The 17,615-nt window shown below is 71.0% G+C and carries 20 protein-coding genes and 1 riboswitch; of the genes, 10 read left to right on the top strand and 10 right to left on the bottom strand.

Annotation, left to right across the window (positions count from 1 at the left end; translation table 11 throughout):
• The first annotated feature begins 20 nt into the window (after positions 1-20).
• A complete protein-coding gene (locus OG892_RS03965; protein WP_327335602.1) occupies positions 21-674 on the top strand; it encodes a LysE family translocator in 654 nt (217 codons plus the stop codon).
• A gap of 36 nt (positions 675-710) precedes the next feature.
• Here OG892_RS03965 and OG892_RS03960 read toward each other — a convergent pair whose 3' ends face one another.
• The 3 genes from OG892_RS03960 to OG892_RS03950 form a co-directional block, all read right to left on the bottom strand.
• The gene (locus OG892_RS03960) at positions 711-1,184 is read right to left on the bottom strand and encodes a C40 family peptidase (RefSeq protein WP_073736208.1); all 474 of its coding nucleotides are present in this window, start codon (positions 1,182-1,184) and stop codon (positions 711-713) included.
• Positions 1,185-1,187: 3 nt separating this feature from the next.
• A riboswitch (cyclic di-AMP (ydaO/yuaA leader) is annotated at positions 1,188-1,384 on the bottom strand.
• 305 nt (positions 1,385-1,689) lie between these two features.
• Entirely contained in the window at positions 1,690-1,998 is a 309-nt protein-coding gene (locus OG892_RS03955; protein WP_328867901.1) for a hypothetical protein, read from the bottom strand.
• 7 nt (positions 1,999-2,005) lie between these two features.
• Complete coding sequence (locus OG892_RS03950; protein ID WP_328867902.1) at positions 2,006-2,638, bottom strand: ATP-dependent Clp protease proteolytic subunit; 633 nt, start codon at positions 2,636-2,638, stop codon at positions 2,006-2,008.
• Positions 2,639-2,736: 98 nt separating this feature from the next.
• Here OG892_RS03950 and OG892_RS03945 point away from each other — a divergent pair, with 98 nt between their 5' ends.
• Complete coding sequence (locus OG892_RS03945) at positions 2,737-3,021, top strand: type II toxin-antitoxin system Phd/YefM family antitoxin (protein WP_073736319.1); 285 nt, start codon at positions 2,737-2,739, stop codon at positions 3,019-3,021.
• A gap of 65 nt (positions 3,022-3,086) precedes the next feature.
• Here OG892_RS03945 and OG892_RS03940 read toward each other — a convergent pair whose 3' ends face one another.
• Positions 3,087-4,076: an ABC transporter permease gene (locus OG892_RS03940; protein WP_073736205.1), complete on the bottom strand. Its 990-nt coding sequence runs from the start codon at positions 4,074-4,076 to the stop codon at positions 3,087-3,089.
• Between the two features lie 134 nt (positions 4,077-4,210).
• Between OG892_RS03940 and OG892_RS03935 the strand changes: the two genes are divergently transcribed.
• The 7 genes from OG892_RS03935 to OG892_RS03905 all read left to right on the top strand — a co-directional run bounded on the left by OG892_RS03935 (position 4,211) and on the right by OG892_RS03905 (position 9,586).
• Positions 4,211-4,840 (top strand): TetR/AcrR family transcriptional regulator, encoded by a 630-nt coding sequence (locus OG892_RS03935; protein ID WP_073736204.1) that lies wholly within the window; start codon positions 4,211-4,213, stop codon positions 4,838-4,840.
• A gap of 138 nt (positions 4,841-4,978) precedes the next feature.
• Positions 4,979-5,281: an urease subunit gamma gene (locus OG892_RS03930; RefSeq protein WP_311307100.1), complete on the top strand. Its 303-nt coding sequence runs from the start codon at positions 4,979-4,981 to the stop codon at positions 5,279-5,281.
• A gap of 13 nt (positions 5,282-5,294) precedes the next feature.
• Positions 5,295-5,606: an urease subunit beta gene (locus OG892_RS03925; protein ID WP_073736202.1), complete on the top strand. Its 312-nt coding sequence runs from the start codon at positions 5,295-5,297 to the stop codon at positions 5,604-5,606.
• On the top strand, positions 5,599-7,320 hold the full coding sequence (locus tag OG892_RS03920) for an urease subunit alpha (RefSeq protein ID WP_073736201.1): 1,722 nt from the start codon (positions 5,599-5,601) through the stop codon (positions 7,318-7,320). Before OG892_RS03925 ends, OG892_RS03920 begins: the two co-directional genes overlap by 8 nt.
• 57 nt (positions 7,321-7,377) lie before the next feature.
• The gene (locus tag OG892_RS03915) at positions 7,378-8,040 is read left to right on the top strand and encodes an urease accessory protein UreF (RefSeq protein ID WP_073736200.1); all 663 of its coding nucleotides are present in this window, start codon (positions 7,378-7,380) and stop codon (positions 8,038-8,040) included.
• A 98-nt stretch (positions 8,041-8,138) separates the two neighbouring features.
• Positions 8,139-8,816: an urease accessory protein UreG gene (ureG, locus tag OG892_RS03910; protein ID WP_371628464.1), complete on the top strand. Its 678-nt coding sequence runs from the start codon at positions 8,139-8,141 to the stop codon at positions 8,814-8,816.
• The gene (locus OG892_RS03905; protein WP_371628463.1) at positions 8,813-9,586 is read left to right on the top strand and encodes an urease accessory protein UreD; all 774 of its coding nucleotides are present in this window, start codon (positions 8,813-8,815) and stop codon (positions 9,584-9,586) included. The genes ureG and OG892_RS03905 overlap by 4 nt, the downstream gene beginning before the upstream one ends.
• A gap of 4 nt (positions 9,587-9,590) precedes the next feature.
• On the opposite strand, the gene OG892_RS03900 is transcribed toward OG892_RS03905, so the two are convergent.
• The 3 genes from OG892_RS03900 to OG892_RS03890 form a co-directional block, all read right to left on the bottom strand.
• Entirely contained in the window at positions 9,591-10,640 is a 1,050-nt protein-coding gene (locus OG892_RS03900; protein WP_371628462.1) for an NAD-dependent epimerase/dehydratase family protein, read from the bottom strand.
• Between the two features lie 64 nt (positions 10,641-10,704).
• On the bottom strand, positions 10,705-11,418 hold the full coding sequence (locus tag OG892_RS03895) for a lysophospholipid acyltransferase family protein (RefSeq protein ID WP_371628461.1): 714 nt from the start codon (positions 11,416-11,418) through the stop codon (positions 10,705-10,707).
• 224 nt (positions 11,419-11,642) lie between these two features.
• Complete coding sequence (locus OG892_RS03890) at positions 11,643-13,769, bottom strand: glycoside hydrolase family 6 protein (protein ID WP_371628460.1); 2,127 nt, start codon at positions 13,767-13,769, stop codon at positions 11,643-11,645.
• A 1,052-nt stretch (positions 13,770-14,821) separates the two neighbouring features.
• Between OG892_RS03890 and OG892_RS03885 the strand changes: the two genes are divergently transcribed.
• The gene (locus OG892_RS03885) at positions 14,822-15,208 is read left to right on the top strand and encodes an SSI family serine proteinase inhibitor (RefSeq protein WP_371628459.1); all 387 of its coding nucleotides are present in this window, start codon (positions 14,822-14,824) and stop codon (positions 15,206-15,208) included.
• Positions 15,209-15,278: 70 nt separating this feature from the next.
• Here OG892_RS03885 and OG892_RS03880 read toward each other — a convergent pair whose 3' ends face one another.
• The 3 genes from OG892_RS03880 to OG892_RS03870 form a co-directional block, all read right to left on the bottom strand.
• Positions 15,279-15,437 carry a hypothetical protein gene (locus tag OG892_RS03880; RefSeq protein ID WP_037778359.1) on the bottom strand — a complete coding sequence of 53 codons (159 nt, stop codon included), beginning with the start codon at positions 15,435-15,437 and terminating at the stop codon, positions 15,279-15,281.
• 66 nt (positions 15,438-15,503) lie between these two features.
• The gene (locus OG892_RS03875) at positions 15,504-16,454 is read right to left on the bottom strand and encodes a cytochrome c oxidase assembly protein (protein WP_327335589.1); all 951 of its coding nucleotides are present in this window, start codon (positions 16,452-16,454) and stop codon (positions 15,504-15,506) included.
• A gap of 119 nt (positions 16,455-16,573) precedes the next feature.
• Positions 16,574-17,599, bottom strand: coding sequence for a 6-phosphofructokinase (locus OG892_RS03870; RefSeq protein WP_073736192.1), 1,026 nt, complete (start codon positions 17,597-17,599; stop codon positions 16,574-16,576).
• Between the last annotated feature and the right edge of the window lie 16 nt (positions 17,600-17,615).

Here is a 17,615-nt window from a genome sequence, read left to right as displayed (position 1 = left end):
TTCGGGTCCAGGGTGGAGCCATGGACGCCCAACTGACCGCCTTCCTCGGAGTCGCCGCCGTCATGGTCGCGCTCCCCGGAGCGGACTTCACCGTCGTCGTACGCAACGCTCTCGCCTCGCGGTCCGCGGGGGTGGCGACCGCGCTCGGCGTGGCCGGGGGCCTGCTCGTACACACCGCGCTCGCCGTCGCGGGGCTGGCCGCCGTGCTGGTGGCGGTGCCGGTGCTGTTCCGCACGGTCCAGCTCCTGGGCGGGGCGTACGTGCTCTACCTGGGCATCAGCGCGCTGCGTGCGGCCCGGCGCCGCCCCGGCCAGTCGGGGGCCGCCGAAGCCGCGGCCGGCCAGGACGGTGGCGCGCACGCCACGAACGGGACCCGGCGCGCACTGCGCCAGGGCTTCCTGACCAACGCGCTGAACCCCAAGGCGCCGGTGCTCTTCCTCAGCCTTCTTCCGCAGTTCGTCCCGGCCGGGGCCGCCCCGCTGCCCCGGACGCTGCTGCTCGCCGCGATCGTCGTGCTGCTCGCACTGATCTGGTTCCCGGCCGTGGCGCTCCTGGTGGACCGGCTGGGCCGGTGGCTGCGTCGGCCGCGCACCGCCCGCGCGATCGAGGGCGGCAGCGGCGCGGCACTCACCGTGCTGGGCGCGGTGCTGGTGACCGGTACCCTGCTGCACTGATGCGGGGTCGGGGTGCGCGTCCGGAGCGGGGTGGCGTCAGCTGACCCGGCCGTAGTAGACGCTCTTCGTCCAGATCTTCTCCAGCCGCACCACGGCACCGGTCTTCGGCGAGTGCCAGATCTTGCCGCTGCCCGCGTAGATGCCCACGTGGAAGACGCTGCGGCCGGAGTGGAAGAAGACCAGATCGCCACGCTGCCGCTTCGAGGCCGAGATGTGGCGGGTCTTGTTGTACTGCTGCTGGGCCGTGCGCGGGAGCTTCTTGCCCGCCTTCTTGAACGAATAGAGCGTCAGACCCGAACAGTCGAAACGGCTGGGGCCGGTGGCGCCCCACCGGTACGGCGATCCCTTCTTCGACGCGGCGATGTTGAGCGCCTTCATCGAATGAGTCGCGGCCTGGGCGTCGGTCACGGCGCCGGGGACGAACAGCGTGCCGCCGACGGCGGCGAGAGTCAGAACCGAGGCCGTCGTGGCCCGGGTGAGGAGAGACGGGACATGAACCTGCGCAGTCATGCGCAACCCTTCGTCAGCCGCCTGTGAAGGATGACCTGTCGGGTTCGGGCTGGCGAAGTCGCCCGGCCGCACGTGGCGGCTTCACCCCGAGGGACGACCGGGGGTCCGGTCGGCCCGTTGTGCTCGGGTCCTCCACTCCTGCCGATCCACTCCTGTCGACCAGGCATCCGGGCAGCGGCAGGACTCGGCGTCCGCCCGGACCGCCCCGCCGCGGTGGCGGGGGCTTGTCGTCCCAGGGATCTTGACTCACCGAACGCCGGATTTCCGAGGTGAAACGGTGATATGTGAGGCTCATCACGACTGACCCGTTCGGGTGGACAGGGGGCCTTACGGGGAGTTGCGGCACCTCTCCTTCCGCTGCCGTACCAGGGGTGGAACGGGAGATTTCACCCATGGCCCACCTCGAAAGCGCAAGTTGGGCTGTCCCTCCTGCGAGGTAACACCTACGCCGAACGAGCGAGATAAATCGGTCCGCCCGTCGGGCGTGTCGGCGCAAGGGAGTTGATCAACTCGGCGGGGCGGGTGGCACGGTGAGCCGCCCGGCGCGGCGCTCACCGTCCAGCACCCGTAACGCCCGAGTCAACGTGGCGGAGTGGATCCGCCTTTCACCCCGCTCGTGCATCAACGCGAGCGCGTCCCGCAGCGCCGCGGCGTGCGAGGCGAGCGCCTGCGCGGCGCGCAGGGCCCCGTAGGTGTCGTCGGCGCGGGCCGGGTTGATCCGGCCCAGCTGGTCGACGACTTCCAGATACCGGTCGATGAACTCGCCCTCCGCGCGGGTCAGGGCGGGCAGCGGCGGGAACTCGGGTGGCCGCATCGCGGGTTCACCTCGCGGCGGGCGGTAGCGCGGGCCCGCGGTTCTGCACGATGTGGTCGATCAGCCCGTAGGCCCTGGCGCCCTCGGCGTCGAGAATGAGGTCGCGCTCGGTGTCGTCGCTGATCTGCTCGGCGGAGCGGCCGGTGTGACGGGCCAGCATGCCCGTCAGCGTCTCCCGCATCCTGGCCAGTTCCCGCGCCTCGATCTCCAGGTCGGACGGCTGCCCCTGCACCGGCTCGGAGAGTTCGGGCTGCTGCATCACGACCCGTGCGCCGGGCAGCGCGTGCCGTCGGCCGGGTGCTCCGGCGGCCAGCAGTACGGCCGCGCCGGCGCCCGCCTGGCCGAGGCAGAAGGTCTCCACCTCGCAGGCCAGGAAGGCCATCGTGTCGTACACCGCCGTCATGGCCCCGAACGAGCCGCCGGGGGAGTTGATGTAGAGCTGGATGGGCCGGTCGGGTGCGTCGTGCTCCAGGTACATGAACTGTGCGACCAGATCGGTGGCGGCGGTGTCGTCGACCGGGGTGCCCAGGAAGATGACCCGTTCGGCCAGCAGCTTGGAGTACGGATCGAGCGTGCGGGTCCCCTGGGACGTGCGCTCGGTGAACTCGGGCAGTACGTATCGGGCGGCGGGGCGGTGCATGGCGCGGGACCTCTCCTCCGGGCGTGCGGGGCCCATGGGGGCGCCGCGCACGCTTCCGTAAAAAATGTACAGGACGTACAGAAGTTACGATGTGGAGCATGGCCTATGAGATTCCGGTGACGCAAGCCCGAGCTGAGCTCGCCGAGCTGATCAACCGCGTCGTCTATGGCGGTGAGCGAGTGGTCGTGACGCGGCACGGCAAGCCGCTCGTGGCCCTGGTGTCGGCCGCTGACCTGGAGAGACTTGAGGGTGAGGAGACGGCGGAGCAGGAGCAGGTGATCAGTTCGGTCTCCTCGATCCACTCCTCCTCTTCCGCTTCCGGCGAACGAAGCCGGTTCGGGATCGCGGCGGAGCACCGGGGGCAGCACGACCCCGGGCGCTGATACGGAAGTGCCGTGCGCCCCCGGCCCGTGGAGGGCAGGGGGCGCACGGCATCGCGCGGGGTGTGTCAGCCGGCCGGCGCGGGCTGACGCTCGGGCACGGCGGCGGGCTCCGCGGTACCGGCCCTGCGGCGGGCGCCCACGAGGACCGCGGTCAGCCCCAGTACGGCCCACAGGCTGAGGGCCAGGAGCGGCAGGCCCACCGCGTTGCCGTCGAAGAACGCGACGGACCGCAGCAGTGATCCGCCCGCGCCCGGCGGCAGCCACTGGCCGATCGCGCCGATCGGCCGGGGGAGCAGTTCGGGTGCGCTGGTGACCCCGGAGAAGGGGTTGCCCACCAGCACCATCACCAGCGACCCCAGTCCGACGCCCGCCGTGCCGACCAGCGCGGCGAGCCCCGCCACCGTGGCGCCGATCGCCAGCACGGTGAGCCCGAACGCGCCCGCCTCGCTCCACCAGTCGCCGGTCAGCACGCCGAGCCAGCTGTCCGTGAGCGCGGCGGCCACCATCCCCACCAGCGCGGCGACCCCGAGCAGTGCCGCGGCCGCCCGGCCGCCCCGCAGGCCCAGCATGGTCACCGCGGCCCCCGTGGCGACGCCCGCGATGGCCAGGGGCAGGATGCTCGACCCGAGGACGCTGCCGCGCGGATCCGCGGCCGGGGCCGCCACCACATCCGTGACCGGGACCGCCGTGCCGTCCGGGGCCTGGGCGGCGACCGCGTCGTGCAGCAGCTGGGCCACCACCGGGCTCGCCGCGGACGCGGTCAGCAGTTCGGGGCCCTGTGCGGTGACCGCGACCGCCCCGTATACGGTCCGGTGCTCGATCGCGGTGCGGGCGGCGGTTCCGGAGTCGTACCGGTGGATCTCGAAGGCGCCGTCCCGCGCCTCCAGTCGCTCCTGGAGCTGATCTGCGGCCGGTCCCGAGCCGACGACACCGACGGGCAGATCGCGCGGGGCCATCCGGGCGGCGGGCCAGGCGAAGGCCCAGAGGACCAGGGCCACCACGAAGGGGATCAGGAGAACGACCGCCACCAGGCGGCGGTTGGGGGCAGCGGGCATGACGCGGACCTCGATTCGAAGCGGCTGATCGATTTCAAGACGATTAAAGAGAATGATCGTTCGTTTTATATGACTCCACTGTCCCGCCGGTGGTGGAGCTTGTCAAGAAAGAACGTTCGTTTTAGATTGGAGGCATGGCCCGCGTATCCCAGGAACACCTCGATGCCCGCCGCCGGCAGATTCTCGACGGAGCCGCACGCTGCTTCGCCCGCGACGGCTTCCATGGCACCTCGATGCAGGACGTGCTGAAGGAGGTCGGGCTGTCGGCGGGCGCCGTCTACCGCTACTTCAGCGGCAAGGACGATCTGATCGCGGCCATCGCCGGGGAGGCGGTCGGTGGCGTCAGGCAGGCGTTCGAGCGGGCCTCCCAGGTCGATCCGCCACCCACGCCCGACGTCCTGATCGGCCGCGTCGTGCGCACCCTGTTCGCCGAGGGGGTGGACGGGGGGCGCGGCCTCGACCGCAGGGCGTACGCCGGGCTGATCGTGCAGGTGTGGTCCGAGGCCCTGCGCAGCGACCGGCTGGCGGCCACCCTCATCGAGGCGTACGGGGGGCTGCGGGCGTCCTGGTCCGATCTGGTCAGGGTGTACCGGGAGCGGGGGGTGCTCACCGCCGACGTGCCGGACGAGCGGGTCGCCCGCACGCTGATCGCCGCCGCCCAGGGATTCATCGTCCAGATGGCGATGTTCGGCGACCCCGGTCCCGAGACCATGGAGGACGGCCTGCGGGGGCTCATGTCCATGGATGTGCAAAAGATCAGTTAACGCGCTGGAAAAACTTCGGCTCTAACGTGCAATACCTCGCCGCGTGCCACCTGTTCGGTATTCAACAGTCTGTTGAAGAGGGCTAGTGTCGCGCTGCGCCCAGGGCCGGTACTGGGCGGACGACTGTGAGGTGGACACGTGCAACTGACCCCGCACGAGCAGGAACGTCTGCTCATTCACGTAGCCGCGGAGGTGGCGGAGAAGCGCCGCGCCCGCGGACTGCTGCTCAACCACCCAGAGGCGGTGGCCCTCATCACCGCGCATCTGATGGAGGGCGCCCGCGACGGCCGTACGGTCACCGAGCTGATGGCGTCCGGGCGCAAGGTGCTCAGCCGTGACGACGTCATGGACGGCATAGCCGAGATGATCCATGACGTGCAGGTCGAGGCGACCTTCCCGGACGGCACCAAGCTCGTCACCGTCCACGATCCGATCGTCTGACGGGCCGCCGCCGATGATCCCGGGCGAAATCCTGTACGCGGACGGGCCGGTGCCGCTCAACGCGGGCCGGACCGTCACCCGTCTCACTGTCCTCAACGCCGCCGACCGGCCGGTCCAGGTCGGCTCGCACTACCACTTCTCCGAGGCCAACCCCGGTCTGGAGTTCGACCGGGCGGCGGCCCGCGGCCTGCGGCTGAACATCGCCGCCGGAACCGCTGTCCGCTTCGAGCCCGGTATACCCGTCGACATCGAACTCGTGCCCCTGGCCGGACGGCGGATCGTCCCCGGCCTGCGCGGCGAGACCGGAGGTGCTCTCGATGGCTGAACTCCATCGCGCCGTGTACGCGGACCTGTTCGGTCCCACCACCGGCGACCGGATCCGCCTCGCCGACACCGATCTGCTCGTGGAGATCGAGGAGGACCGCTGCGGCGGGCCCGGACTCGCGGGCGACGAGGCGGTGTTCGGCGGTGGCAAGGTGATCCGCGAGTCCATGGGGCAGGCGCGCACCACCCGCGCCGAGGGCGCCCCCGACACAGTGATCACCGGCGCCGTCATCATCGACCACTGGGGCATCGTCAAGGCGGACATCGGCATCCGCGACGGCCGGATCACCGGGATCGGCAAGGCCGGCAACCCGGACACCATGGACGGCGTCCACCCCGAACTGGTCATCGGTCCGGAGACCGAGATCATCGCGGGCAACGGGAAGTTCATCACCGCGGGCGCCATCGACGCCCATGTGCACTTCATCTCGCCGACCCTCATGGACCAGGCACTCTCCAGCGGCATCACCACGCTCGTCGGCGGCGGCACCGGACCGGCCGAGGGCAGCAAGGCCACCACCATCACCCCGGGCCCCTGGCACCTCGCCCGGATGTTCGCGGCGCTGGAGGCCTACCCCGTCAACATCGGCCTGCTCGGCAAGGGCAACACGATGTCCCGCGACGCCATGCACTCCCAGCTGCGCGCGGGGGCGCTCGGGTTCAAGATCCACGAGGACTGGGGGGCGACACCGGCCGTCATCGACGCCTGCCTGGGCGTCTGCGAGGAGACCGGCGCCCAGCTGGCCATCCACACGGACACGCTCAACGAGGCCGGGTTCGTCGCCGACACCCTGGCCGCCATCGCCGGGCGCTCCATCCACGCGTACCACACCGAGGGGGCGGGCGGCGGGCACGCACCCGACATCATCAGCGTCGTCTCGGAGCCGTACGTCCTGCCCAGCTCCACCAATCCGACCCGGCCGCACACCGTCAACACCATCGACGAACACCTCGACATGCTGATGGTCTGCCACCACCTGAACCCCACCGTCCCGGAGGACCTGGCCTTCGCGGAGTCACGCATCCGGCCCTCCACCATCGCGGCGGAGGACATCCTCCACGACCTCGGCGCCATCTCGATCATCTCCTCCGACTCCCAGGCCATGGGCCGCATCGGTGAGGTCGTCCTGCGCACCTGGCAGACCGCGCACGTGATGAAGAGACGTCGTGGCGCACTGCCCGGCGACGGACGCGCGGACAACCGCCGAGTCCGTCGCTATGTCGCCAAATACACCATCAACCCTGCGGTCGCGCAGGGCCTCGACCAGGAGATCGGCTCCGTCGAGACCGGCAAGCTCGCTGATCTGGTGCTGTGGGAACCCGCGTTCTTCGGAGTGAAACCGCAGACCGTCATCAAGGGCGGCCAGATCGCGTACGCGCAGATGGGGGACGCCAACGCCTCCATCCCCACCCCGCAGCCCGTCCTGCCCCGGCCGATGTTCGGCGCCGTCGGCCGGGCCCCGGCCGCCAACTCCTTCAACTTCGTGGCCCAGGCGGCCATCGATGACGGGCTGCCGGAGCGGCTCGCACTCGGGAAGCGGTTCGTCCCGATCACCAGCACCCGGGGGGTCGGCAAGGCCGACATGCGGGAGAACGACGCGCTGCCACGGGTCGACGTCGACCCCGACAGCTTCGCCGTCACCATCGACGGCGAACCGGTCGAACCGGCACCCGCCGCCGAACTCCCCATGGCCCAGCGCTACTTCCTCTTCTGAGACTCTGACGCCCCTGACTCCTCCGGCCCTTCCGGCCCTTCTGAGAGCGGTCCCCTGATGAACCGAGCAGCCCTGCTCGTACTGGCCGACGGCCGGTTCCCCGCCGGCGGCCACGCCCACTCCGGCGGCGCCGAACCGGCCGTCGAGGCGGGGCGCGTCCGCGACGCGGAGGACCTCGCCGCGTTCTGCCGGGGCCGCCTCCACACCACCGGGCTGACCGCCGCCGCGCTCGCCGCGGCGGCCGCCCACGGGCACGACCCGCTCGCCCTCGACGAGGCCGCCGACGCCCGCACCCCCTCGCCCGCCCTGCGCGCGGTCGCCCGCAAGCTCGGCCGCCAGCTGATGCGGGCAGCCCGTGCGACCTGGCCCAGTGGCGAACTGGACGCGCTCGCGCGGGCCCGGCCACGGGGCGTCCATCAGCCCGTCGTGCTGGGTCTCACCGCCCGCGCGGCGGGGCTCGGTCCCGAGGACGCCGCGTACTGCGTCGCCTACGAAGCGGTGAGCGGACCGGCCACGGCGGTGGTACGGCTGCTCTCCCTCAACCCGTTCGACGCCACCGCCGTCCTCGCCCGGCTCGCTCCCGAACTCGACCACGTCGCCGGGCTGGCGGCGGCCGCCGCCGCCGGGAGCATCGACGAACTGCCCGCCGCCTCCGCTCCGCTGCTCGACATCGCCGCCGAGGCCCACGCAGCCCGGCCGGTCCGGCTGTTCGCCTCGTGACCCAGTCGGTAAGCCAGTCCGCAGACCAGTCACCGACCAGTCCGCGGACCTGCCCCGCAGACCCGCTCGTCGCCCCGAAACAGCACAGGAGCCGCACCATGCACCTCGACCACTCCCACCCCGGCCCGGCAGCCGTCGGCGCCGACGCCGCACGCCCCGACGGCACCCGGCGGGCCTTGCGCATCGGGCTCGGCGGACCCGTCGGCTCCGGCAAGACCGCGACCGTCGCCGCGCTCTGCCGCACCCTGCGCGACCAGTTGTCCCTGGCGGTCGTCACCAACGACATCTACACCCGCGAGGACGCCGCGTTCCTGCTGCGCAACGCGGTACTTCCGCCCGAGCGGATCCAGGCCGTCGAGACCGGCGCCTGCCCGCACACCGCGATCCGCGACGACATATCCGCCAACCTCGAAGCCGTCGAGGACCTGGAGGACGCGGTGGGACCGCTCGATCTCATCCTGGTGGAGTCCGGCGGCGACAACCTCACGGCCACCTTCTCCAAGGGGCTCGTCGACGCCCAGATCTTCATCATCGACGTGGCGGGCGGCGACGACATCCCGCGCAAGGGCGGACCCGGGGTCACCACGTCCGATCTGCTCGTGATCAACAAGACCGACCTGGCCCCCTACGTCGGCTCCGACCTCGGCCGGATGGCCCGGGACGCCGAGGAGCAACGGGGCGAACTGCCCGTCCTGCTCACCTCGCTCACCTCGGGCGAAGGCGTCGGGCCGGTGGCCGACTGGGTGCGGGGGCGGCTCGCCTCCTGGAACGCATGAGCGTCCGGGCCACCGCCCGCGTCACCGCCGTCCGCGATGACCGGGGCGCCACCTCGCTGCCCGTCCTGGAGAGCGAGGGGCCCCTCGCCCCGCGGCGGACCAGGTCCCTGACGGCCGGAGCTGCCCGCGTCACCGTCGTCGGCGCGATGAGCGGTCCCCTCGGCGGTGACCGGCTGGCCATCGAGGTCAGGGCCGAGCCCGGAGCCCGGCTCACCGTCGACTCGGCCGCGGCGACGGTCGCGCTGCCCGGTCCGGGGCCCGACAGCGGACCCGCCCACTACGAGGTACGGCTGATGGCGGGGGAGGGGGCCCGGCTCGACTGGCTGCCGGAGCAGCTCATCTCCGCCCACGGCAGCGAACTGATCATGAGGACCACGGTCGAACTCGCCCCCACCGCACGGCTGGTGCTGCGTGAGGAACAGATCCTCGGCCGCCACGGGGAGACCACCGGCACCCTCTTCAGCCGGCTCACCGTCCGTCGCGGCGGGCGCCCGCTCCTCGACCAGCAGACGGCCCACGGACCAGGCGCCCCCGGCGGCTGGGACGGTCCGGCCGTGCTCGGCGGCCATCGCGCCGTGGGACAACTGCTCTTCGTGGAACCGTCGTTCGAGGACCGGGGGCTGGAGAGCAGGCTGCTGGGGCCGACCGCCGTGCTCACCCGCCTCGCCGGCCCCGCCGTGCTGGTGACCGCGGTGGCCGCCGACGCCAGGGCGCTGCGGGCCGTGCTGGACCAGGCGCGGGAGGAGCTGAAGGCCGACGGGCCCGGCTGACCGCTCACCCCGTGCGGTCGTACCGCTCCAGCCAGGCGTCCTCCGCCGCGTAGTCGAAGAGCCCCGTCCCGTAGGACCGCGCCATGGCGGGGTAGGCGTCCGTCCAGTCGCGCCCCGCCAGTTGTGCGGTGATCCACTCGACGGTCTCCGGGAGCGACTCGGCGTAGCCCGTCACCGGCCGGTAGCCGAGCTCCTGTTCGGCGGCCGTCAGGTCGTACACGATGGGATGAGGGGCGCCCCAGGGCGACAGGCCGACGCCCTCGGGCGGGGCGGCGCCCGCGATCAGCACGGTCTCGGTCTCCCGCCCCAGCACCGCGTCGACCGCCTCACCGATCTCCGCGACCGTCGGCGCCTGCGGGTCGGCGGCGTTGAGCACTCGGGAGCCGGGGCGCAGGGCGGCCAGCCGGATCAGCTCGGCGGCGTTGGAGGAGTGCAGCGGATGGAAGCGCGAAGTGCCCCCGTACGCCAGCACGCGCCGGGCGCGGCCGTCCAGAGCGCGTTTCACGAAGTAGAGCTCGCGCGGTGAGCGGCAGTACGGACCATGCACCGCACCCGCCCGCAACAGCGTGACGGGCAGCGCCTCGCCCGCCGCGAGGAGGTCCCGCTCCAGCTGGATCTTCCGGGTCCCGTACGTGGAGTCGCCCGGCTCGACGGTCGGCTGCGACTCCGGGATCGGCACCGGGTAGCGGGGTGATCCGTCGGGCTCGCTCTGCGTGTCGAAACTGCGGCCGTGCTCGTCCGCGTACACCGCGCCGCTGGAGACGACGACGGCCGAACCGATCCGGTCCGCGAGGTCCGTCAGCTGCCGGGCGTGCTGTCCGCCGTACGCGACCATGTCGACCAGTACGTCGCAGCCGTCCCCGAGCGCCGCCGCGAGCGCGCCCTCCTCGTCGCGGTCGAGTGCGACCGTGCGTACTCCGTCGTCCCAGCGGTCGTCACGGCCGCCGCCGCGCGAGGCCGCGGTCACCGTCCAGCCGTCCTCGACGAGCGAGCGCACCGCTGCCCGCCCGATCTGTCCTGTCGCTCCCAGCACCCATGCGTGTCCTCTGCTCATGCTCCGCACGTTATGAGGCGCGCGGGGCCCGGACCAGCGGGGTTCACCGACCGCGAATCCGCCGTCAGCGTCGCAGTTTCGGGAACTTTCCGGGCCGTTCGGCCTGGTCGGCGGCCTTCACCTTGGCCGCGTACTCATCGACGTACTCCTGCCCGGAGAGGCCCAGGATCGCGTACATGATCTCGTCGGTGACCGCCCGGATCGCCGCCTTCTCGTTCTCCAGCCCGGCGTAGCGGGAGAAGTCCAGCGGCTCGCCGAAGCGGATGGTGACCTGCTTGAGGCGCGGCACGACCTTGCCGGGAGGCTGGATCTCGAAGGTGCCGACCATGGCGCACGGCACCACCGGCGCCTGCCCCCTGATGGCCATCACCGCGACCCCGACCTTGCCCTTGTAGAGCCGGCCGTCGTGCGAACGGGTGCCCTCCGGATAGATGCCCAGCAGCTCGCCCCTGTTCAGCACCCCGAGCCCCTCGCGGATCGCGGCCTGCCCCGCCTCCTTCCCGGACCGGTCCACCGGGATCTGGCCGGCGCTCCGGAAGAACGCGGCGGTCAGCCGGCCCTTCACGCCGGGGCCGGTGAAGTACTCGGCCTTCGCGAGGAAGGTGATGCGGCGTTTGATGATCGCGGGCATCAGGAAGTGGTCGGAGAACGACAGATGATTGCCTGCGACGATCGCCGCGCCGTCCGCCGGAATGTGCTCCGTGCCCTCGATGACGGGCCGGAAGAACAGCCGCAGCAGCGGTCCCAGGACGACGTACTTGAGCAGGTAATAGAACACGGGGCGGCTCCCAGTTCGACTCCACAGCTGCGTTGTGCCAGGTCAGCGGAGATCTCGGCAGAGGACACCATATGTGCAGCCGTCGTCCCGTCTACCCGCCCACGGGCGAGTCGATGCCGGTGCGCCGGCATCGACTCCGGGACACCCCGGCACCACACCGCCCCCTGCCGGACATCCGGCAGGGGGCGGTGGAGCGGGCGGGGCGGGTGGATCGGGCGGGACGGTCAGGGAGCGGTGCCCCAGGAGAGCGCGCCGGTCACGTACACGCCGATCTTCGGCGCGTCGGCGTAGCTCGTGGTCGTCGAACGGCTGTAGTCGTCGGCCTCGTTGAAGTTGGACCAGTCGCTCTTGTTCAGCCGCAGCTGCATCTCACCCGTGGAGGCGCCCGCGGCGAGCGTGCCGCTGCCGAAGCCGACCTCCAGGTAGTGGCTGGCACCGGCCGCCGTGCTGCCGGAGGACTGCACGCCGTGGGTCAGGTTTCCGCAGCCGATCACCGCGTAGTCGCAGGCGGTGCCGAAGGTGGAGGCCCCGGCTTCCGGGGTGAACCAGTACCGCACCTTCACCGTGGAGAGGTTCACCGTGGTGCTGCCGGTGTTGACCAGTTGCAGACCCATCCGGATCTGGTTGTCGGTGGCGGAGGAGTCGGTGTTCTTGTACTGGACCTTGAGCGCGCCCGTCCCGGTGCCGCCGCCCGCGGAGGTGGTGGCGGAGAGCGCGCCGGAGGCCGCAGAGACGTTGCCGGCCGCGTCCTTGGCCTTGACCGTGTAGCTGTAGGCGGTCGAAGCCGTCAGACCGGTGTCCGTGTACGAGGTCGTGGTGGTGGAGCCCACCTTCACTCCGCCACGGAACACGTCGTAGCCGGCCACCCCGGTGTCATCGGTCGACGCGGTCCAGGACAGCGAGACACTGCCGCTGGTCTTCGCCGTGACGGTCACTCCGGTGGGCGCGGTCGGCGCCTGGGTGTCGTCGTCATCGCCGCCGCCACCCGGGGTGCCGTCGAGCGCGGGGTAGGCGTTGCGGACGAGCTCCTGGAACTGTGCGGAGAACCAGTGGCCCGCCAGCGGCGAGTTGGGCAGCGCGCCGGTCAGGTTGTTGCCGTTGCGTCCGTTACCGGTGTACGTGGGGTCGCACATCCGGTCGAAGCCCTTGCCCTCGTCGTTGTCTATGGGGGCGCTGTTGCCGTCCGACTCACCCGGCGGCTTGGCCCAGACGTACGCGTCGATGCCGGGCTCCGGGGCGGCGGTGGGACGTTCACCGATGCCGGCACCGCTCTGGTTGCACCAGTTGCCCGCGTGGATGCGCCGGTCGACCCGGCCACCGTCCACATAGGCGTCCACACTGGTCTGCGGCCCGGGGCCGGTGGGCCTGTCGCTGCCGCCCCAGCCATTGCGGGCGGTGTCGATCAGCATGCCGATGTCCGAGGCGAAGCCCTGGCTCACCAGCTCGGTGCGCAGTGCCTGGGCGAACGACAGCTCATCGGTGTAGTAGTTCCAGTCGATCCACTTGGACTGACGGACCTGAGCGCCGTTGACCGTGTCGGTGATCTTGAAGTTCGGCTCCTTGAGAGCCGAGTAGTTCGCCGTGTTCACGATGAAGCCCGTGACGTCGGAGACCGTGGCGCCCTCGGACGTGGCGGCCTTCTTGAACTCCTGGGCGGCCGGGACGAAGTTGGAGTCCCAGCCCAGCCAGCCGTGGTGGGCGGCGTCGATGTAGTTGTACACGTTGGGAATGGCACCGAGGGTGTGCAGGGCGTAGCCGACACCCTTCTCGTAGTTGCCGTTCGCCTTCATGGTCGCGCACGCCTCGGTGGAGCCGGCCGAACCGCCCGCGTTGGTGACGATGTTGGGCAGCGAGTCGGGCTCGATGATCGTGACGATGCGCAGGTTCGCGTACGCCGGGTCCGCGAGGATCTCGGAGATCGGGTCGATGTACTCGTCCTTGTACCGGTCCAGCTCGGTCGGCCCGAGCTCCCCGTTGGAAGCCAGCGCGGCGCAGTCCCGTCCCGGCAGGTCGTAGATGACGACCTGGAACAGGTTGGCGCCCTGGTCCAGCGCCGTGTCGAGGTGCTCGCGCAGGCTCATCGCCTCGGACGAGCCCTCGATGGCCGCGATGCGGTCCATCCAGACGAATCCCGGTTCGTCGGCGATGGCACTGCCTCCCGGCTCGGCCGCCGCCTTGGCGGACCAGTCGGGGTTCACGTATGCCGTGGCGCCCACATAGGGGTTGTCGACCCGTGCCGCCGCCGAGGCGGGTGCGGGGACGGCGACCGCCAGTGCCGCGCCCATGGCCAGGGCGGAGAGTACGGCCAGCCTTCTGCGTAGCCGGTGCGTGGTGGTGCCTCTGGTTCTCATTGCGGCTCCGTGCTCCTCTCGTACGTCTGCGGAAGCTCCCCGCAGACGGGTTCGTGGGGTGTTGCCAGGGGCGGGACCGGTCGGTCCCGGCACCCGCTTCGGGCAGCCGTCGGAGAGGACGGCGGTCGGTGGTGTTGCCGGTGAGGTGTGCGGTGGTGCCCCGATGGCGGGTTCAGCGGGGCGGATGGGCGACCCGCCACCGGGAGTGCGGTGCGGTGGCCGCCGTGCTGGGGTTGTTCACGAGTTGGAGACCCGGCTTGATCCGGGCAGGCGGCGGCGACCTTCCGGCAGGAGGAGGACCGGGAGTCCTCCGGTGCGGAGGTGCCCGCCGTGCTTCGCCAAGCTCATGACAAACGCCTTCCTCTGCCGGGCGGCGAGGAGCGGGCCTGGAGCGCGGCTGCGCCCCGAAGCGCCCGTCTCGGCACCCGGTATTGGGGGAGAAGGGAGGGGGATGAAGTGTGCAAGTCTTGATTGTGGGAGCGCTCCCAAAGTGGCGTGGCGATAGGCACCTGTCAAGACTTAAATCACAACTGGCTTACGGGTGCGTTAACGCGGTCATACGTCGAACGGGCCCTGAACGGGGATGGGTTGCCGGTCCTCGGGTGCGGCTCCCGACCCCGCCCGCAGGTGTTCGCATACGCGTCGGGGCGGCTGCGCGGAGCGCCTTCGGGGCGTGCGCGGTGGTGATCGTGTTAGATGCGTACGGTGACGGAGTAGTCACCTCGCGTCGGGTCGGTGTCGGTGCGGGGGCGGGGGTGGGGCACGGGCGCACCCTGGATCGTGCGGTGCGGAAACGCTCGTGTCCGGGCGGCGGTAGTTCACACACGCGCCGGCCGGGAACGCCCCCTTCCGCTACATGGAGTGACGGGTAGTCGCTCGGCGCCCGAGGGCCGCGATGTGCACCTGGCGTGACGTTCCCCGTACGCGATGGCACACGAGGTGGCGGAGTGCGTGCCAGGGGTGCCCGGCGCGGCTGCTTGTCACGGCGGCGGTGCCGGGGTGGGGTGGCCCCGCAGTCCCGAGCCACTGATCCCGGAGCACCGGAGCCCGACATGCGCCTGCGCGCCGCCCTTACCACCGTCGTCCTCACCGCCCTGCTGCCCGTCGGTTCGGCCGTGCCCGCCGTGGCCGCGCCGGACCAGGGGGTTCTCCTGACCGTTTCCGGCAGCGCCAACACCTGGATCCGGGGGGTCGTCCTGCACTGCCCGCCTGGCCCAGACGACCGGCATCCCGACGCGCTCGGCGCCTGCGCGGCGCTCGACGCGGCCGACGGCGACTTCGACGCCCTCGCCGGTGACCCGCATCCGTGCACCCATGAGGACGACCCGGTCACCGTCACCGCGGAGGGCGCCCGGCAGGGCGACGCCGTCGGCTGGCGGCACACCTACCCCAACGCATGCCTGATGGACGCGGTCACCGGCCCGGTGTTCCGCTTCTGAGCCGCTGGGTTCAGCGTCACCGCGTTCTGAGTCGCCGCGTTTTCAGTCACCCGGCTCCGAGTCACCGGGCTCAGGTCTCGCGGGTGGCGACCATTCCGATCGTGATCAGCCCCAGCACCACCCAGCCGAACCAGAGCCAGCCGTTGCTCCCCAGTGCAACCGTGTAACCGGTGACCGTCACCAGGGCACCTACGGTGAGCACTCCCATGGTCTTCGTGGATCCGGACATGCGCGCACGCTCCTCGTCGGCCGCGCGGCCGTTACTGCCATCGTCACCCCGAAGGCCTGTCCGGCGCTACTGTCCGCGCGCCTGCAACGAGGCGAGATACGCGTTGTACGCGTGAAGCTCCTGGTCGCCGTCGCGGTCCGCCGCACGGTCCGAGCGCTTCGCGGTCCGCTGATCCGAGCGGTACCACTGGAATACCAGGGCGAGCAGCACCAGCACCGACGGGATCTCGCTGAACGCCCAGGCGATCCCGCCCGCCGCGTTCTGGTCGGACAGGGCGTCGATGCCGAGGGAGGCCGACGGGTTCTTGTAGACCTCGACCATGGGCTGGGAGGCCATCATCAGCGCGATGCCGAAGAACGCGTGGAACGGCATACCGGCGAACAGCTCCAGCATCCGCAGCAGATATCCCGGGCGGTGCGGCCCCGGGTCGATGCCCATGATCGGCCAGAAGAAGACCAGACCGACCCCGAGGAAGTGCACCATCATCGCGAGGTGCCCGGCCGTCGAGCCCATCAGGAAGTCGAAGAGCGGGGTGAAGTACAGGCCGTACAGGCTGGCGATGAAGAGCGGGATGGTGAAGACCGGATGCGTGATGACCTTCATGTACCGGCTGTGCAGCAGCATCAGAAGCAGCTCGCGCGGCCCCTTGCTGCCACGCGACGCGACCGGCAGGGCACGCAGCGCGAGCGTCACGGGCGCGCCCAGCAGCAGCAGGATCGGCGACAGCATGCTGATCACCATGTGCTGCACCATGTGGACGCTGAACATGACCATGCCGTAGTCGTTGAGCTTGGTGCACATCACCAGGGCGATGCTCAGCACACCGATGACGAAGAAGACGATCCGGTTGACCGGCCATGCGTCCCCGCGCCTGCGCAGCCGCACCACCGCGTACCCGTACAGGAGCACGGCGAGCACGCAGCCGATCAGGAAGATCGGGTCCGCGGAGAACTGGAGCCCGCGTCCCAGCGTGAACGGCGGCAGATCCATGTTCATGCCGTGCCCGCTGTGATCCATCTGTTCACTCCTGAAGGGGGCGCCGGGACGTCCCCGTTTCGTGCCGGTTGTCCCGACCAGAGTAGAACTGCCCCCGGCCGCGCTCGCGGCCGGGGGCAGTCCTCAGACGGTGGTGTCGCTCAGAGCACGCACTCGGCCTCGCCGTACCGCTCGGCCGGCACCGTCTTCAGGGTCTCCACGGCCTCCGCGAGCGGGACCATGGTGATGTCCGTGCCGCGCAGCGCCGTCATCATGCCGAACTCGCCCCGGTGCGCCGCCTCCACCGCGTGCCAGCCGAACCGGGTCGCCAGGACCCGGTCGTACGCGGTCGGCGTTCCGCCGCGCTGCACATGGCCGAGGATCACCGGGCGGGCCTCCTTGCCCAGCCGCTGCTCCAGCTCGATGGAGAGCTGGGTCGCGACGCCCGCGAAGCGCTCGTGCCCGTAGATGTCCTTGACGCCCGACTGGAACTCCATGGAGCCCTCGCGCGGCTTGGCGCCCTCGGCGACCACGACGATCGCGAACTTCTTGCCGGCCGAGAAGCGCCGGCCGACCAGCTCGGTCAGCTCGTCTATGTCGAAGGGGCGCTCGGGGACGACGATGGCGTGTGCGCCGGCGGCCATGCCGGAGTGCAGGGCGATCCAGCCGGTGTGACGGCCCATGACCTCGACGATCATGACCCGCTGGTGGGACTCCGCGGTGGTCTTCAGCCGGTCCAGAGCCTCGGTGGCCACGCCCACGGCGGTGTCGAAACCGAAGGTGACGTCGGTGGAGGCGATGTCGTTGTCGATCGTCTTCGGTACGCCGACGATCGGCAGCCCCGCCTCCGACAGCAGGTTCGCCGCCTTGAGGGTGCCCTCGCCGCCGATCGGGATGATCGCGTCGAGACCGAGGTCGTTGACATGGCCCCTGGCCTGTTCCACGCCGCCGCGCAGGTGCGCGGGCTGGACCCGGGAGGAGCCGAGGATCGTGCCGCCGCGGGCGAGGATGCCGCCGACCGCGTCGAGGTCGAGCTTGCGGTAGTCGCACTCCAGGAGGCCCCGCCACCCGTCGTGGAAGCCGATGACCTCGTCACCGTGGTCGACCACCGCACGGTGGACGACGGAACGGATGACCGCATTGAGGCCGGGGCAGTCGCCACCGGAGGTGAGCACACCAATTCGCATTGCCCGGGAAACCTTT

This window comes from Streptomyces sp. NBC_00341 (assembly GCF_041435055.1).
Taxonomy (GTDB): domain Bacteria; phylum Actinomycetota; class Actinomycetes; order Streptomycetales; family Streptomycetaceae; genus Streptomyces.
Note: the sequence above shows the minus strand (reverse complement) of the source record. Positions and strands in the feature narration are given on the sequence as shown.

Bases quoted from the DNA above. Each gene is read 5' to 3' on its own strand.
- OG892_RS03920 (WP_073736201.1), top strand. From the start codon at position 5,599: ATGGCTGAACTCCATCGCGCCGTGTACGCGGACCTGTTCGGTCCCACC.
- OG892_RS03905 (WP_371628463.1), top strand. From the start codon at position 8,813: ATGAGCGTCCGGGCCACCGCCCGCGTCACCGCCGTCCGCGATGACCGG.
- OG892_RS03900 (WP_371628462.1), bottom strand. From the start codon at position 10,640: ATGAGCAGAGGACACGCATGGGTGCTGGGAGCGACAGGACAGATCGGG.
- OG892_RS03890 (WP_371628460.1), bottom strand. From the start codon at position 13,769: ATGAGAACCAGAGGCACCACCACGCACCGGCTACGCAGAAGGCTGGCC.
- OG892_RS03935 (WP_073736204.1), top strand. From the start codon at position 4,211: ATGGCCCGCGTATCCCAGGAACACCTCGATGCCCGCCGCCGGCAGATT.
- OG892_RS03925 (WP_073736202.1), top strand. From the start codon at position 5,295: ATGATCCCGGGCGAAATCCTGTACGCGGACGGGCCGGTGCCGCTCAAC.
- OG892_RS03945 (WP_073736319.1), top strand. From the start codon at position 2,737: ATGGCCTATGAGATTCCGGTGACGCAAGCCCGAGCTGAGCTCGCCGAG.
- OG892_RS03960 (WP_073736208.1), bottom strand. From the start codon at position 1,184: ATGACTGCGCAGGTTCATGTCCCGTCTCTCCTCACCCGGGCCACGACG.
- OG892_RS03955 (WP_328867901.1), bottom strand. From the start codon at position 1,998: ATGCGGCCACCCGAGTTCCCGCCGCTGCCCGCCCTGACCCGCGCGGAG.
- OG892_RS03880 (WP_037778359.1), bottom strand. From the start codon at position 15,437: ATGTCCGGATCCACGAAGACCATGGGAGTGCTCACCGTAGGTGCCCTG.
- ureG (WP_371628464.1), top strand. From the start codon at position 8,139: ATGCACCTCGACCACTCCCACCCCGGCCCGGCAGCCGTCGGCGCCGAC.
- OG892_RS03940 (WP_073736205.1), bottom strand. From the start codon at position 4,076: ATGCCCGCTGCCCCCAACCGCCGCCTGGTGGCGGTCGTTCTCCTGATC.
- OG892_RS03965 (WP_327335602.1), top strand. From the start codon at position 21: ATGGACGCCCAACTGACCGCCTTCCTCGGAGTCGCCGCCGTCATGGTC.
- OG892_RS03870 (WP_073736192.1), bottom strand. From the start codon at position 17,599: ATGCGAATTGGTGTGCTCACCTCCGGTGGCGACTGCCCCGGCCTCAAT.
- OG892_RS03875 (WP_327335589.1), bottom strand. From the start codon at position 16,454: ATGGATCACAGCGGGCACGGCATGAACATGGATCTGCCGCCGTTCACG.
- OG892_RS03885 (WP_371628459.1), top strand. From the start codon at position 14,822: ATGCGCCTGCGCGCCGCCCTTACCACCGTCGTCCTCACCGCCCTGCTG.
- OG892_RS03915 (WP_073736200.1), top strand. From the start codon at position 7,378: ATGAACCGAGCAGCCCTGCTCGTACTGGCCGACGGCCGGTTCCCCGCC.
- OG892_RS03950 (WP_328867902.1), bottom strand. From the start codon at position 2,638: ATGCACCGCCCCGCCGCCCGATACGTACTGCCCGAGTTCACCGAGCGC.